The sequence below is a fragment of the Streptomyces sp. NPDC020597 genome, assembly GCF_044335095.1.
GTDB lineage: Bacteria > Actinomycetota > Actinomycetes > Streptomycetales > Streptomycetaceae > Streptomyces.
The window spans coordinates 56,048-68,337 of the sequence record NZ_JBIRUL010000019.1 but is presented as its reverse complement, the minus strand read 5'-3'; the positions used below and the strand labels follow the sequence as shown (position 1 = coordinate 68,337).

At 72.4% G+C, this 12,290-nt stretch carries 11 protein-coding genes; 4 read left to right on the top strand and 7 right to left on the bottom strand.

Annotation, left to right across the window (positions count from 1 at the left end; genetic code table 11):
- Positions 1–97 precede the first annotated feature (97 nt).
- Entirely contained in the window at positions 98–1,114 is a 1,017-nt protein-coding gene (locus ACH4ZA_RS27970) for an aspartate-semialdehyde dehydrogenase (RefSeq protein WP_319279190.1), read from the top strand.
- Positions 1,115–1,175: 61 nt separating this feature from the next.
- Here the strand turns inward: ACH4ZA_RS27970 and ACH4ZA_RS27965 are convergent, their stop codons facing one another.
- Together ACH4ZA_RS27965 and ACH4ZA_RS27960 are read right to left on the bottom strand one after the other, a co-directional pair.
- A complete protein-coding gene (locus ACH4ZA_RS27965; RefSeq protein WP_398432163.1) occupies positions 1,176–1,523 on the bottom strand; it encodes a type II toxin-antitoxin system PemK/MazF family toxin in 348 nt (115 codons plus the stop codon).
- Positions 1,510–1,740 (bottom strand): ribbon-helix-helix domain-containing protein, encoded by a 231-nt coding sequence (locus ACH4ZA_RS27960; RefSeq protein ID WP_319279188.1) that lies wholly within the window; start codon positions 1,738–1,740, stop codon positions 1,510–1,512. Before ACH4ZA_RS27960 ends, ACH4ZA_RS27965 begins: the two co-directional genes overlap by 14 nt.
- A 100-nt stretch (positions 1,741–1,840) precedes the next feature.
- Between ACH4ZA_RS27960 and pepN the strand changes: the two genes are divergently transcribed.
- Positions 1,841–4,408 (top strand): aminopeptidase N, encoded by a 2,568-nt coding sequence (gene pepN, locus ACH4ZA_RS27955; RefSeq protein ID WP_398432162.1) that lies wholly within the window; start codon positions 1,841–1,843, stop codon positions 4,406–4,408.
- 168 nt (positions 4,409–4,576) lie between these two features.
- Here pepN and ACH4ZA_RS27950 read toward each other — a convergent pair whose 3' ends face one another.
- Positions 4,577–5,521, bottom strand: a complete 945-nt coding sequence (locus tag ACH4ZA_RS27950; RefSeq protein ID WP_319279186.1) for an EamA family transporter — start codon at positions 5,519–5,521, stop codon at positions 4,577–4,579.
- A gap of 109 nt (positions 5,522–5,630) precedes the next feature.
- On the opposite strand from ACH4ZA_RS27950, the gene ACH4ZA_RS27945 reads away from it, so the two are divergent.
- Positions 5,631–6,197 (top strand): MarR family winged helix-turn-helix transcriptional regulator, encoded by a 567-nt coding sequence (locus tag ACH4ZA_RS27945; RefSeq protein WP_398432161.1) that lies wholly within the window; start codon positions 5,631–5,633, stop codon positions 6,195–6,197.
- A 15-nt stretch (positions 6,198–6,212) separates the two neighbouring features.
- Here the strand turns inward: ACH4ZA_RS27945 and ACH4ZA_RS27940 are convergent, their stop codons facing one another.
- The 4 genes from ACH4ZA_RS27940 to ACH4ZA_RS27925 form a co-directional block, all read right to left on the bottom strand.
- A complete protein-coding gene (locus ACH4ZA_RS27940; protein ID WP_398432160.1) occupies positions 6,213–8,099 on the bottom strand; it encodes a hypothetical protein in 1,887 nt (628 codons plus the stop codon).
- Positions 8,100–8,443: 344 nt separating this feature from the next.
- A complete protein-coding gene (locus ACH4ZA_RS27935; protein ID WP_319279183.1) occupies positions 8,444–8,728 on the bottom strand; it encodes a hypothetical protein in 285 nt (94 codons plus the stop codon).
- Between the two features lie 68 nt (positions 8,729–8,796).
- The gene (gene malQ / locus ACH4ZA_RS27930; protein WP_398432159.1) at positions 8,797–10,965 is read right to left on the bottom strand and encodes a 4-alpha-glucanotransferase; all 2,169 of its coding nucleotides are present in this window, start codon (positions 10,963–10,965) and stop codon (positions 8,797–8,799) included.
- Positions 10,966–11,187 (bottom strand): hypothetical protein, encoded by a 222-nt coding sequence (locus ACH4ZA_RS27925; protein ID WP_319279181.1) that lies wholly within the window; start codon positions 11,185–11,187, stop codon positions 10,966–10,968.
- A 430-nt stretch (positions 11,188–11,617) separates the two neighbouring features.
- Here ACH4ZA_RS27925 and ACH4ZA_RS27920 point away from each other — a divergent pair, with 430 nt between their 5' ends.
- Entirely contained in the window at positions 11,618–12,043 is a 426-nt protein-coding gene (locus tag ACH4ZA_RS27920) for a hypothetical protein (protein ID WP_319279179.1), read from the top strand.
- Positions 12,044–12,290 lie beyond the last annotated feature (247 nt).

Genomic DNA, 12,290 nt, shown 5'->3' with positions numbered 1-12,290 from the left:
GCAAAGAATTGGACAGGCGGGCCGGGGTCGGCCGCATCATGGAAATGGCCTCGGCCAGGCAACACGCACGTAAATGGGACGGACAGAGGGAGTCGCCGTGAGGGTCGGAATCGTCGGAGCCACCGGTCAGGTCGGCACGGTCATGCGCAGGATCCTCAAGGAACGGGACTTCCCGGTCACGCAGCTGCGCCTGTTCGCGTCGGCCCGCTCGGCGGGGACGGTCCTGGACGGCGTGACGGTGGAGGACGCGGCGACGGCCGACTACGCGGAGCTGGACATCGTCCTGTTCTCGGCGGGCGGCGCGACGTCGAAGGCGCTCGCGGAGAAGGTCGCCGCGCAGGGCGCGGTCGTGATCGACAACTCCTCCGCCTGGCGCAAGGACCCCGAGGTCCCGCTGGTCGTCTCCGAGGTGAACCCGCACGCGATCGCGAACCGCCCCAAGGGCATCATCGCCAACCCGAACTGCACCACGATGGCCGCGATGCCGGTCCTGAAGCCGTTGCACGCGGAGGCCGGCCTGGAGGCGCTGGTGGTCGCGACGTACCAGGCGGTGTCCGGGTCGGGCGTGGCGGGCGTGGCGGAGCTGCACGGCCAGGCGCAGAAGGTGGTGCCGGACGCGGACAGGCTGACCCACGACGGCGCGTCGGTCGACTTCCCCGAGCCGCAGGTCTACAAGCGTCCCATCGCGTTCAACGTGGTCCCGCTGGCGGGCTCGATCGTCGAGGACGGCCTGGGCGAGACGGACGAGGAGCAGAAGCTCCGCAACGAGTCCCGCAAGATCCTGGAGATCCCGGACCTCAAGGTCTCCGGCACCTGTGTCCGGGTCCCCGTGTTCTCCGGGCACTCCCTGCAGGTCAACGCCCGCTTCGCCCGCCCGCTGTCCGCGGAGCGCGCGACGGAGCTGCTGTCCGAGGCCGCCGGCGTGGTCCTCACCGACATCCCGACGCCCCTCGAGGCGGCCGGCAAGGACCCGTCCTACGTGGGCCGCATCCGCCGGGACGAGACCGTGGAGCACGGCCTCGCCCTGTTCATCTCCAACGACAACCTGCGCAAGGGCGCGGCGCTGAACGCGGTGCAGATCGCGGAGCTGGTGGCGGACGAGCTCAAGCGCTGACGGCCTCACGCACGTACTGAGGGGTGGCCGCCGGTCTTCGGCGGCCACCCCTTCGGTGCACTCAGAGAGCGAGGTGCCGCCGGAGTGCGCCGTCGATCTCCGCCATGCGCGGTCGTGGTACCGCACCGATCCGCACGAGGATCCGCTCCGGAACCACGGCTCGCACCTGCTCGCACTGAGCCTTCGTGTCCTTGGGCAAGTGGCACTCGTCCGCGCCGAGGAACACCTGGAACGTCAGGACGCGCGTCGTGTTCGACGTGAGGGGCACCACGGTGATCACCCCTCGGCCGTGGCGCTCGACCGACCGGTTGGCGGCGTCGTTGGACACGATCACCGAGGGGCGCGCCTTGTTCGCTTCGCTGCCCCGCGTCGGCTCGTAGTCGACCAGATAGATGTCACCTCGCCTCATCGGCCAGCCCGTCGCCCGCGAACCTGTCCCAGAAACCGGCGTCCTCGCTTCCGTCCCACTCCTGGAAGGCCTCCGCGTACTCGGCCTCCAGCTGGTCGGCACGCAGCAGTTCGATGGCAGCGTGTATCACGGCGGACCGCGAATCGGCCTCGGTTCTGGCCGCGTACTCATCGACGAAGGCGACGTCCTCCTGTGGCAGGCTCACACTGATCTTCATACCCTGAATACTACCCACGGTAGGCAACCAGTGGCTACTCCAGCGTGGGCGGACTTCGTGGAAGGATGGCGCAACCGACACATATCGAGGAGATGACCGCGTGCCTGGCACAAACCTGACTCGCGAAGAGGCGCAGCAGCGGGCGAAGCTGCTGACCGTTGACTCGTACGAGGTCGATCTCGACCTCTCCGGCGCGCGGGAGGGCGGCACCTACCGGTCCGTGACCACGGTGCGCTTCGACGTGGCCGAAAACCACGCCACGTCCTTCATCGACCTGGTGGCGCCGGCCGTCCACGAGGTGACGCTCAACGGGGAGGAGCTGGCCCCGGAAGAGGTGTTCCAGGACTCCCGGATCGCCCTGCCCGGCCTGCTGGAGGGCCGCAACGTCCTGCGGGTGGTGGCGGACTGCGCGTACACCAACACCGGTGAGGGTCTGCACCGGTTCGTCGACCCGGTCGACGAACAGACCTACCTCTACACCCAGTTCGAGGTGCCTGACGCCCGTCGTGTGTTCGCGTCCTTCGAGCAGCCCGACCTGAAGGCGACCTTCCAGTTCACCGTGAAGGCGCCGACCGGCTGGACCGTCGTCTCCAACTCGCCGACGCCCGAACCCAAGGACGACGTCTGGGTCTTCGAGCCGACGCCGCGGATCTCCAGCTACATCACCGCGCTCGTCGTCGGCCCGTACCACAGCGTCCACAGCGTGTACGAGAAGGACGGGCAGTCGGTGCCGCTCGGCATCTACTGCCGGCCCTCCCTCGCCGAGTTCCTCGACTCGGACGCGATCTTCGAGGTCACGCGGCAGGGCTTCGACTGGTTCCAGGAGAAGTTCGACTACGCGTACCCGTTCAAGAAGTACGACCAGCTGTTCGTGCCGGAGTTCAACGCGGGCGCGATGGAGAACGCGGGCGCGGTCACCATCCGCGACCAGTACGTGTTCCGGTCCAAGGTGACCGACGCGGCGTACGAGCTGCGCGCGGAGACGATCCTGCACGAGCTGGCGCACATGTGGTTCGGCGACCTGGTCACCATGGAGTGGTGGAACGACCTGTGGCTGAACGAGTCGTTCGCCACCTACACCTCGATCGCCTGCCAGGCCTACGCGCCGGACTCGCGCTGGCCGCACTCGTGGACCACGTTCGCCAACTCCATGAAGACCTGGGCCTACCGGCAGGACCAGCTGCCCTCGACGCACCCGATCATGGCCGAGATCGGCGACCTGGACGACGTCCTGGTCAACTTCGACGGCATCACCTACGCCAAGGGCGCGTCCGTCCTGAAGCAGCTCGTGGCGTACGTCGGCATGGACGAGTTCTTCGCGGGCGTGCAGGCCTACTTCAAGCGCCACGCCTTCGGCAACACACGGCTGTCCGACCTGCTCGGCGCGCTGGAGGAGACCTCGGGCCGCGACCTCGCCACCTGGTCGCGGAAGTGGCTGCAGACGGCCGGCATCAACGTCCTGCGCCCCGAGATCGAGACCGACGCCGAGGGCGTCATCACCTCGTTCGCCGTCCGGCAGGAGGCCCCGGCGCTCCCGGCCGGCGCGAAGGGCGAGCCGACCCTGCGCCCGCACCGGATCGCCGTCGGCCTGTACGACCTCGACGCCGACAGCGGCAAGCTGGTGCGCGACGAGCGCGTGGAGCTGGACATCGACGGCGAGTTGACGGAGGTGCCGCAGCTGGTCGGCAAGCGCCGTCCGGACGTCGTCCTGCTCAACGACGACGACCTCTCGTACGCGAAGGTCCGCCTGGACGAGCGCTCCCTCGCCTTCGTCACCGAGCACCTGGGCGACTTCGAGGCGTCCCTGCCGCGCGCGCTGTGCTGGGCCTCTGCCTGGGACATGACCCGGGACGCCGAACTGCCCGCCCGCGACTACCTGTCCCTGGTGCTGTCCGGCATCGGCAAGGAGTCGGACATCGGCGTGGTCCAGTCGCTGCACCGCCAGGTCAAGCTCGCCGTCGACCTGTACGCCGACCCGACGGCCCGCGAGGCGCTGCTGACCCGCTGGACGGACGCCACGCTCGCACATCTGCGGTCCGCCGCCGCCGGCAGCGACCACCAGCTGGCCTGGGCGCGCGCGTTCGCGGCCACCGCCCGCACGCCCGAGCAGCTGGACCTGCTGGACGCCCTGCTGGACGGTTCGCAGACGATCGAGGGCCTGGCCGTCGACACCGAGCTGCGCTGGGCCTTCGTGCAGCGGCTCGCGGCGGTCGGCCGGTTCGACGAGGCGGAGATCGCCGCCGAGTACGAGCGCGACCGCACGGCCGCAGGCGAGCGGCACGCGGCGAGCGCGCGGGCGGCGCGTCCGACGCCGGAGGCCAAGGCGGAGGCGTGGTCGCAGGTCGTCGAGGACGACAAGCTGCCCAACGCCCTGCAGGAGGCGGTCATCGGCGGTTTCGTCCAGACGGACCAGCGTGAGCTGCTCGCGCCCTACACCGACCGCTACTTCGAGGTCGTCAAGGGCATCTGGGAGTCCCGTTCGCACGAGATCGCCCAGCAGATCGCGGTCGGCCTCTACCCGGCGGTCCAGGTCTCCCGGGAGACCCTGGACAGCACCGACGCCTGGCTGGCCTCGGCCGAGCCGAACGCGGCCCTGCGCCGCCTCGTCTCCGAGGCCCGCTCCGGCGTGGAGCGCGCGCTGAAGGCCCAGGCGGCCGACGCGCGGTAGCCGGCACAGCGGTATCGCGCGGCACGGCGAGCACGTCCGCGCGAGGACGACGGCGAGGGCGCCCGGTGATCACACCGGGCGCCCTCGCCGCACGCTCGCCTCACGTCACGTCACGTCACCACGTCACGTGACATCCGTTCGGGTCCCTGCGCGTTCCTTCGCGTCCCTTCACTTCCCCGCGGCCGTCCGCACGGGAGCGCGGTCGGCGGCCTCGACGCCCTCCCGGGAGCGGGCCGCGGCCGGTGCGGTCCGTGCGGCCGGTCGCCGCGGACTCAGCTGACCCGCCACCGTCGCGGCGAACGCCAGCGCCATGCCCGTCAGCTGCACCGGGGTGAGCGACTGGCCGAGCGCCGCCCAGCCGACGACGGCCGCGGTCAGCGGCGAGAGCGGGGCGAGGAAGGTGACCTGGGTGGCGCTGAGGCGGCCGATGCCGCGGAACCAGAGCCAGTAGGAGACCGCCGTGTTCGCCAGGGCCAGGTAGAGGTATCCGGCGACCGCACGGCCGTCCAGCGCGGGCGGGGCGCCCTCGACGAGCAGGGCGAGCGGGGCGATGAGGAGACCGCCCACGGTCAGCTGCCAGCCGGTGAGAGCGAGCGGGCCGACCCCTTCGGGACGGCCCCATTTCTTCGTCAGGACCGTCCCGGCCGACATCGACGCCGTGGAGGCCAGCGCGGCGAGCACCCCGAGCGCGTCCGGCGCGCCGGCGGCCTTCAGTACGACGAGGCTGACGCCGAAGACGGCCGCCACCCCGGTGAGCAGGGTCCGCGCGGTGGGCTTCTGCCTCAGCAGCACCGCCGACAGGCCGACCACGAACAGCGGGCCGACCGAGCCGACGATGGCCGCCATGCCGCCGGGCAGCCGGTAGGCGGCGAGGAAGAGAAGGGGGAAGAAGGCGCCGATGTTCAGCGCGCCGAGCACTGCGGCCTTCCCCCACCAGGCGCCGCGCGGCAGCACCCTGCCGAGCGCGAGCAGCAGCAGCCCGGCGGGCAGCGCCCGCATCAGGCCGGTGAACAGGGGCCGGTCCGCCGGGAGGAACTCCGAGGTGACGGCGTAGGTGGTGCCCCAGGAGACCGGGGCGAGAGCGGTGAGCAGGACGGTGGCTGACCTCTTCATGAAAGTAGCTTAGCACTAAGCTACTTACTTACAAGCATCTTGTCGGTCATCCGCTGGTCCGCGAGCCACTTTCTTGCGGGTCACCGAAAGGCGACGGATACTCACCCCCATGAACAGCCAGCCCCCCACGCCCGCAGACCCCCCGCCCGCGGCGCCCCCGCACAGGGAGCCCTCGCGCAAGGACCCCGTCGACGCGATCGCCGAGCAGTGGGCGGCGGTGCGGCCGGACCTCGACACGGCCGCCATGCAGGTGTTCGGCCGCATCGGCCGGATCGCCCGCGCGATGGGCGACCGCACGGAGCAGGCGTACGCGGCGTTCGGCATCGCCCGCGGCGAGTTCGACGTACTCGCCACCCTGCGCCGCTCCGGCGAGCCCTACACCCTCTCGCCACGTCAGCTGTCGGCGACGCTGATGCTGACCACCGGCGGTATGACGGGCCGCCTCGACAAGCTGGAGCGGGCCGGGCTGCTGCGCCGCTCCCCCGACCCGCACGACCGCCGGGGCCTGCAGGTGACGCTGACCGAGCGCGGGCTGGAACTCGTCGACGGCGCCGTCGTCGCGGGCCTCGCCGTCCAGACGGACTCCCTCGCCGCGGCCCTGAACGCCGAACAGGCCGGCCGACTGGCCGACCTGCTGCGGGAGTTGCTGCTGTCCACGGAGACGCCCCGGAACTGACGACGCCCGGTCCGGTCAGGTGTCGAAGGGCCAGGCGAAGCCGAGTTCCTCGGCCCGCTCGCGGGTGCCGCCGCTGACCCGGCCGTAGCGCTTCGGGTCCTCCTCGGCCAGCCGGCGCAGGACTGCCGCGGCCTGCTCCTCCGGTGGCGCGCCGTCGTCCGCGACGGCCCACTGGAACACCAGGGGGTCCCCTTCCGGGTGCCCGGCGGCGAGGCCCGGCTGGTACCAGAAGTTCACCTTGACGGTGTCCGGGTCGTCGAAGCCCGTGCCGACCCAGCCCCGGCGCGCGTCCCACCGGGCGAGCAGTTCCGGACGTGCCGTCAGCCCGGCCTTGACCAGACGGGCCGTCCTGCGAGCCCGCCAGGACCAGTCGCCGTCGGTCTCCGCCCGGATGATCTCGGCGTCGTAGGCGGTCGCGTCGAAGCGGAGGGCGGGGACCGCGGGCGCGGGCCCACGGCTGCCCGGCAGCGTCGGACGCCGCCAGTCCTCCCACACCACCTCGTCGCCGTCTCGGCGGACGGTGACGTGCAGCGCGCCGCAGCACCCCTGCGTGCACCAGGCCTCCGCGAGCTGCACCCGGCGGGGCGCGAAGTCCGCCCGCAGCAGCCCCTCGTCCAGCAGGATCTCCGGACCGTGCGCCGGACCGAACGGGAACAGCGCCGGGACGAGCGGCCGTCCGTCCACGAGGATGCGGGTCTCCAGGCAAGCCCGGTCGCCCTCCGGGTCGCCCGCCACGATCTCGATGCGCAGCCCGCCGCCGGCCGGGGCCGCAACGGTGAACGGCCGCCGTCCGGTACGCCCGATCCAGCCGGCCCGCCGCCGCCAGGAGGCAGCGGTGTCCGGATCCACGCCGGCCGCACCGGTCCCGGCGGCCTCAGGAGACCCGCCGGCGGGATCGGACGTGCTGTCGGGGTCCGTCACGGCGGTCCACGCCGGTCGGGCCAGCAGCCGGCCGAGGGCTGCCAGCAGGCTTTCGCGGCGGCCGGGCGGCCAGTCCAGCAGCACTCCGGTCCCGCTGCTCAGGCTCAGCGCGAGCGAAAGCAGCATGGCGTGGTGGTCGAGGGTCGGCGTCAGCAGAGCGGCCCGGCCGACGACGGTCTCGTACACGCCCTGCGCGTCCCGGTAGTCGAGGAGTTCGCCCGGCGCGTCGCCCGCGCACGCGATCCGCACGAGCAGCAGACCCGCCCGGGCGAGCAACTCCGGGTCGTCGGAATGCGCGGCCAGCAGGTCGTGCAGCCGGGCGGCCTCCGCGATGTGCCGGGCGGTCCTGGCGCCGACGAAGCGCGGACCGGCGGGGAAGGCCGTCAGCTCCCGGCGGACGGCCGGCTCGTCCGCTGTCGCCAACGCCCGCACCAGCGGCCGCAGCTCGCCGCGGCCGACCGACGACACCAGATTGACGACGGCGCCGGCCCGGCGGTCGAGGACGTCCAGAGCCTGCAGAGCCGCGCCGGTGAGGGATCGCACCAGACCGAGCACGAAGACGTGCGGGACGTCGCCGGGTTCGCCCACGCGGGCGAGCAGGGCGAGCCCGACGGTGACGGCGGGGACGGTGGTGCCGGTCATGGTCAGCTGCCGGGCCAGCGAGCGGGCCGCCGGGCGCTGTTCGGCCGGCAGCGGCAACGCCGCGACGGCGTACAGGACCGCCCTGCGGTGGCAGGCCCGGACGCCGAGTTCGGCGAACCAGCGGTGCAGGTCGGCCGCGTCCGCCGGCAGCGGCTCCAGTGCCCGGGGGACGACGACCGCCGCCTCTTTGTGGGACAGCGTGGGCTCCCCTGCACGGGCTTCGCCCGGGGAGCCGGGAAGTTCGAACCCGCGGCCCGGCGGCAGCCCCTGCGGGAACTGTCGCCGCAGGGTCAACGCCTGTTCGTACAGCGCGGGCGGGAGAGCGTCCGGGGCGCTCACCGGGCGGTGGGGGACTCGATTCCGTAGGTCATGCGCACCAGCCTGCCCGCCGGGTTCCGGGCCTGTCGACGGATTTTCCCGGACTGTCGACGGATCTCCCGTCCCGACCGGGGCCGTCCCGACCGGGGCCGTTCCGACCGGGGCCGTTCCGACCGGGGCCGTCCCGACCCGGCTGTCCCCACCGACCCGCCGGCCCGCCGATCCGGCCGACGGCCGGCGCCTGCCCGCTACCGTCCCGGGCGAGCGCGGGTCCGACACAGCGAGGGCGCCGGTCCCGCCGGGTACGGACTGTGCGTACGCGCGGTGGGACCGGCGCCCTCGAGGAGCGTGCCGAGAACGGGAGCCTAGGCCTGGCCGGCCCTGGCCTTCCCCCGGACGGAGATGTTGGAGCTGGTGTCGTCGCCCCTGTCCTTCGACCTGTCCAGGACCCACACCAGTCCGGCGATCAGCACGAACAGCGCGAGAGGGGCCACGACGAAGAGACCCAGCGTCTCGACGACGCTGAGACCCGGGCCGGGGTCGTCGCCGTCGTCGCGGGTCACCGCGAGCGCGGGGGACGACATGAGCAGCATCATCAGCGTCGTACCGGCAGCCAGGGCGCCGGCGCGCAGGGCGTTCTTCTTGTCCACGGTGCCCAAGTTAGCGAACGGCGCCGGGGCGCGCGCGCCCGGGGTGCCGTCCGGGACGCGGGCAGCCCTCACGCCCTCTCCCCGGCGTCGCCGGACGCTCCGCCCCGCACCCCGCCGAACGGCTGGCGCACGGTGCCGCCGGACGGCTCGCCTCCCGCGTCCCCGGCCGGTTCGCCCGGTTCCCGCAGGACGTCCATCAGCGCGTGCAGTCGCGGGGAGGCGGCCAGCTGTTCCAGGGTGACCGGCCGGCCCTCGGCGTCCGCGATCGGCAGGCGCCAGTTGGGGTACTGGTCCCAGGTGCCGGGCAGGTTCTGCGGGCGGCGGTCGCCGACGCCGTCCGGCAGCCAGACGCCGACCATGCGGGCCGGACTGCGCACCAGGAAGCGGTGGACGGCCTGGACCTCGGCCTCCTCCGAGGAGGCGTCACCGCCTCCCCCGGTGCCGGCCAGGAGGCCGAGTCGGCTGAGCTCGGCCAGCCATTCGGCGGTGTCGTTGGCGGCCGCGGTGCGCTCCTCCTCCAGCGGCCGGGTCAGCAGGCCCAGCCGGTCGCGGAGTTCGACGTGCTCGCCGGTGAGCCGGGCGGCCGTGGACGGCAGGTCGTGGGTGGTCGCGGTGGCCAGGCAGTCGGCCCGCCAGCGGCCGGGTGACAGCGGGCGTCCGTCGCCCTCCCAGTCCCGCTCGAACCACAGGACGGACGTGCCGAGCACCCCGCGCTCGCGCAGCGCCTCCCGCACCCCCGGCTCGACGGTGCCGAGGTCCTCGCCGATCACCGCCGCGCCGGCCCGGGACGCCTCCAGCACCAGGACGGCGAGCATGGCCTCGGCGTCGTAGCGGACGTAGGCGCCCTCGGTCGGCAGCTCGCCCTGCGGGACCCACCACAGGCGGAACAGGCCCATGACGTGGTCGATGCGCAGCGCGCCCGCGTACCGGAACAGCGCCCGGAGCAGCCGTCGGTAGGGGGCGTAGCCGGAGTCGGCCAGCCGGTCGGGACGCCAGGGCGGCAGGCCCCAGTCCTGCCCGCGGGCGTTGAAGGCGTCCGGCGGGGCGCCCACCGACATCCCGGCGGCGAAGTACTCCTGCTGCGCCCACGCGTCGGCGCCCTCGGGGTGCACGCCGACCGCCAGGTCGTGCACGACCCCGACGGGCATGCCGGCCTCGCGCGCGGCGCGCTGGGCGGCGGTGAGCTGCTCGTCGGTGAGCCACGCGAGCCGCGAGTGGAAGTCGACGCGGTCCATCAGCTCGCCCCGCGCGCGGGCGGTCTCGGCCGAGCGGGGGTCGCGCAGTGCGGACGGCCACTGCCGCCACTGCGAGCCGTGCACCTCGGCGAGGGCGCACCAGGTGGCGTGGTCCTCCAGTGCCCGGCCCTGCTCGGCGAGGAAGTCGCAGTAGGCGGCGCGGCGGCCGGGGCCGAGCGGCACGCGGGCGACGAGTTCCAGGGCTTTCCGCTTGAGCTGCCACACCGCGTCCCGGTCGATCAGCTCGCCCTCGTCCAGGACCGCCTCGCGCAGTCGGCCGGCCCGTTCGAGCAGCGCCGCGCGCAGGGCGTCGTCGGGGACGTACGCGTACTCGGGGACGTCCTCGACGCGCAGGTGCACCGGATCGGGGAAGCGGCGGGAGGAGGGCCGGTAGGGGGAGGGATCGGTCGGGGAGCCAGGCACGGCCGCGTGCAGCGGGTTGACCTGCACGAATCCTGCGCCGAGCGTCCGTCCCGCCCAGCCGGCGAGCTCCCCGAGGTCGCCCAGGTCGCCCATGCCCCAGGAGCGGCGCGAGAGCAGCGAGTACAGCTGGACGAGGAGCCCGTACGACCGTCCCGCGGGCGTGGGCAGGCGCGCCGGGGCGACGACGAGGTGGGCCCGGCCGGTCCGCCCGTCCGGCGCGGTGACCGTCAGCCGGTGCACCCCGAGCGGGAGTTCCCCGACGCCCTCCCGGCTCTCGCCCTGCTCGGTCTCGACGTGCAGCCGGCTGCCCTCGGGGAGGGCCGCGAGCGCCTCGGGCGGGCTGCCGCTCCAGCACACCACGGTCGGCGGCAGCAGTCGCTCGCGCAGCTCCGCCTCCCGGGCCGCGAGCGCGGCCCGCACGGCCTGCCGCGCACTCGCGTCGACGCCGAGGGCGGCCAGGACGCGGGTGACGGCGGCGGCGGAGGCCGTGACCGTGCGGTCCGCCGAGGGCTGGTAGGAGGTGGCCACGCCGTGCAGCGCTGCGAGCCGGGCGAGATCTTCCCCGGGGGGTGCGGTCATCTACGGCCTCGTGGAGTCGGAGTCCGCGGCGGCGAGCGGCGGCTCGCTGGTCAGGGGCTCGGCGTCGGGCAGTGGGGGTTCGCTGGTCAGCGGGGGTTCGGCACAGGTTCCTTCGGCGCTGAAGGCGCACAGCAGGACGTCTTCGGTGGCGGCGGAGAGCTCCGCCGGGCGTTTGGACCGGGGCGGCGCGATCACGGGTGGCCTCCTCATCGGATACGACATCGGTTACCGCAGCCCTACCCAGCGAACGCCGGGCCAGACGTCCCGTCGAACGACCCGCCGCCGCCGCACCGCGTCACACGCTGCCACATCCCCGCGTCTCGGCGGCGGACGCGTCGGGTTCACACCTGCGACGCGGCGAACCCTGGGGCGAGCCGCGCTGTCGGCGTCGGCGAAATCAATGGGCGATTCGGAGCACCCCCCCACAATCCAGACAGTGAAAAATCGCCCCACTTTAGACAACTCGACGACGGTGATGGGGCCAACCGCGCAGCCTTTGAAAGAAGTTGACCTTTCACGAAGTGGACTGATACTTTCCAGACGCAGGCTGAAAGGCCCTCAGCTGCACGGGGGACGGGGATGTGGGGGAAGTGTGTCCTTAACTTCACAAGTGCCTGACCCCGTGCTTCACGCGCAAAGAACAGGGGAAAGCATGAAGCGCGGTACGCGTATTTCCACGATCGTCGGCACGGCCGCCGTGATCACTCTGGCGATGGCCCCCATCGCCGAGGCCAACTGGAGCAGCTCCATAACCGGCGCGAGCGTGGGCTTCGAGTCCCGTCGCTGGTCGGACGAGCTGTACTCGCAGGTGAAGTTCACCGGGTGCACCACCGACCCGGGCGTCACCAAGAGCACCGACGTGCAGATCTGGAACGACATCTCGTTCCAGCCTGACGAGGCCTACGACAACAAGACGTTCACCGCGTGCTTCAACGGCGGTACGAGCAACGGCGAGTGGACCGACCTGCCGTCCGGCATGCGGGACTACTACTTCCAGATCAAGAAGATCGCGGGCTCCACCTTCGGCCCGCAGCTGAGCGTGCGCTCGGTGTCGGTGGACACCACCAAGGCCGACTAGACGGCTGACAGACCAGCCCCGAGGGGCGTCCCGCACGGGGCGCCCCTCTCCGGCCGACAAGTGGTTCGGTGAGACTGCATGAAATTCAGCACCACTCTGCGCAGCGGCAGTGTGCGATGGGCTGCACCCATCGTTCTCCTACTGACATCGTTTTACTATGTCGTAGGCCAGAAAGCATCCTTCTCAAGTTATTTCCATTACGCGCCGAGTATTGTCGCAGAGCCGTTGACGACACTTTATTCGCTGG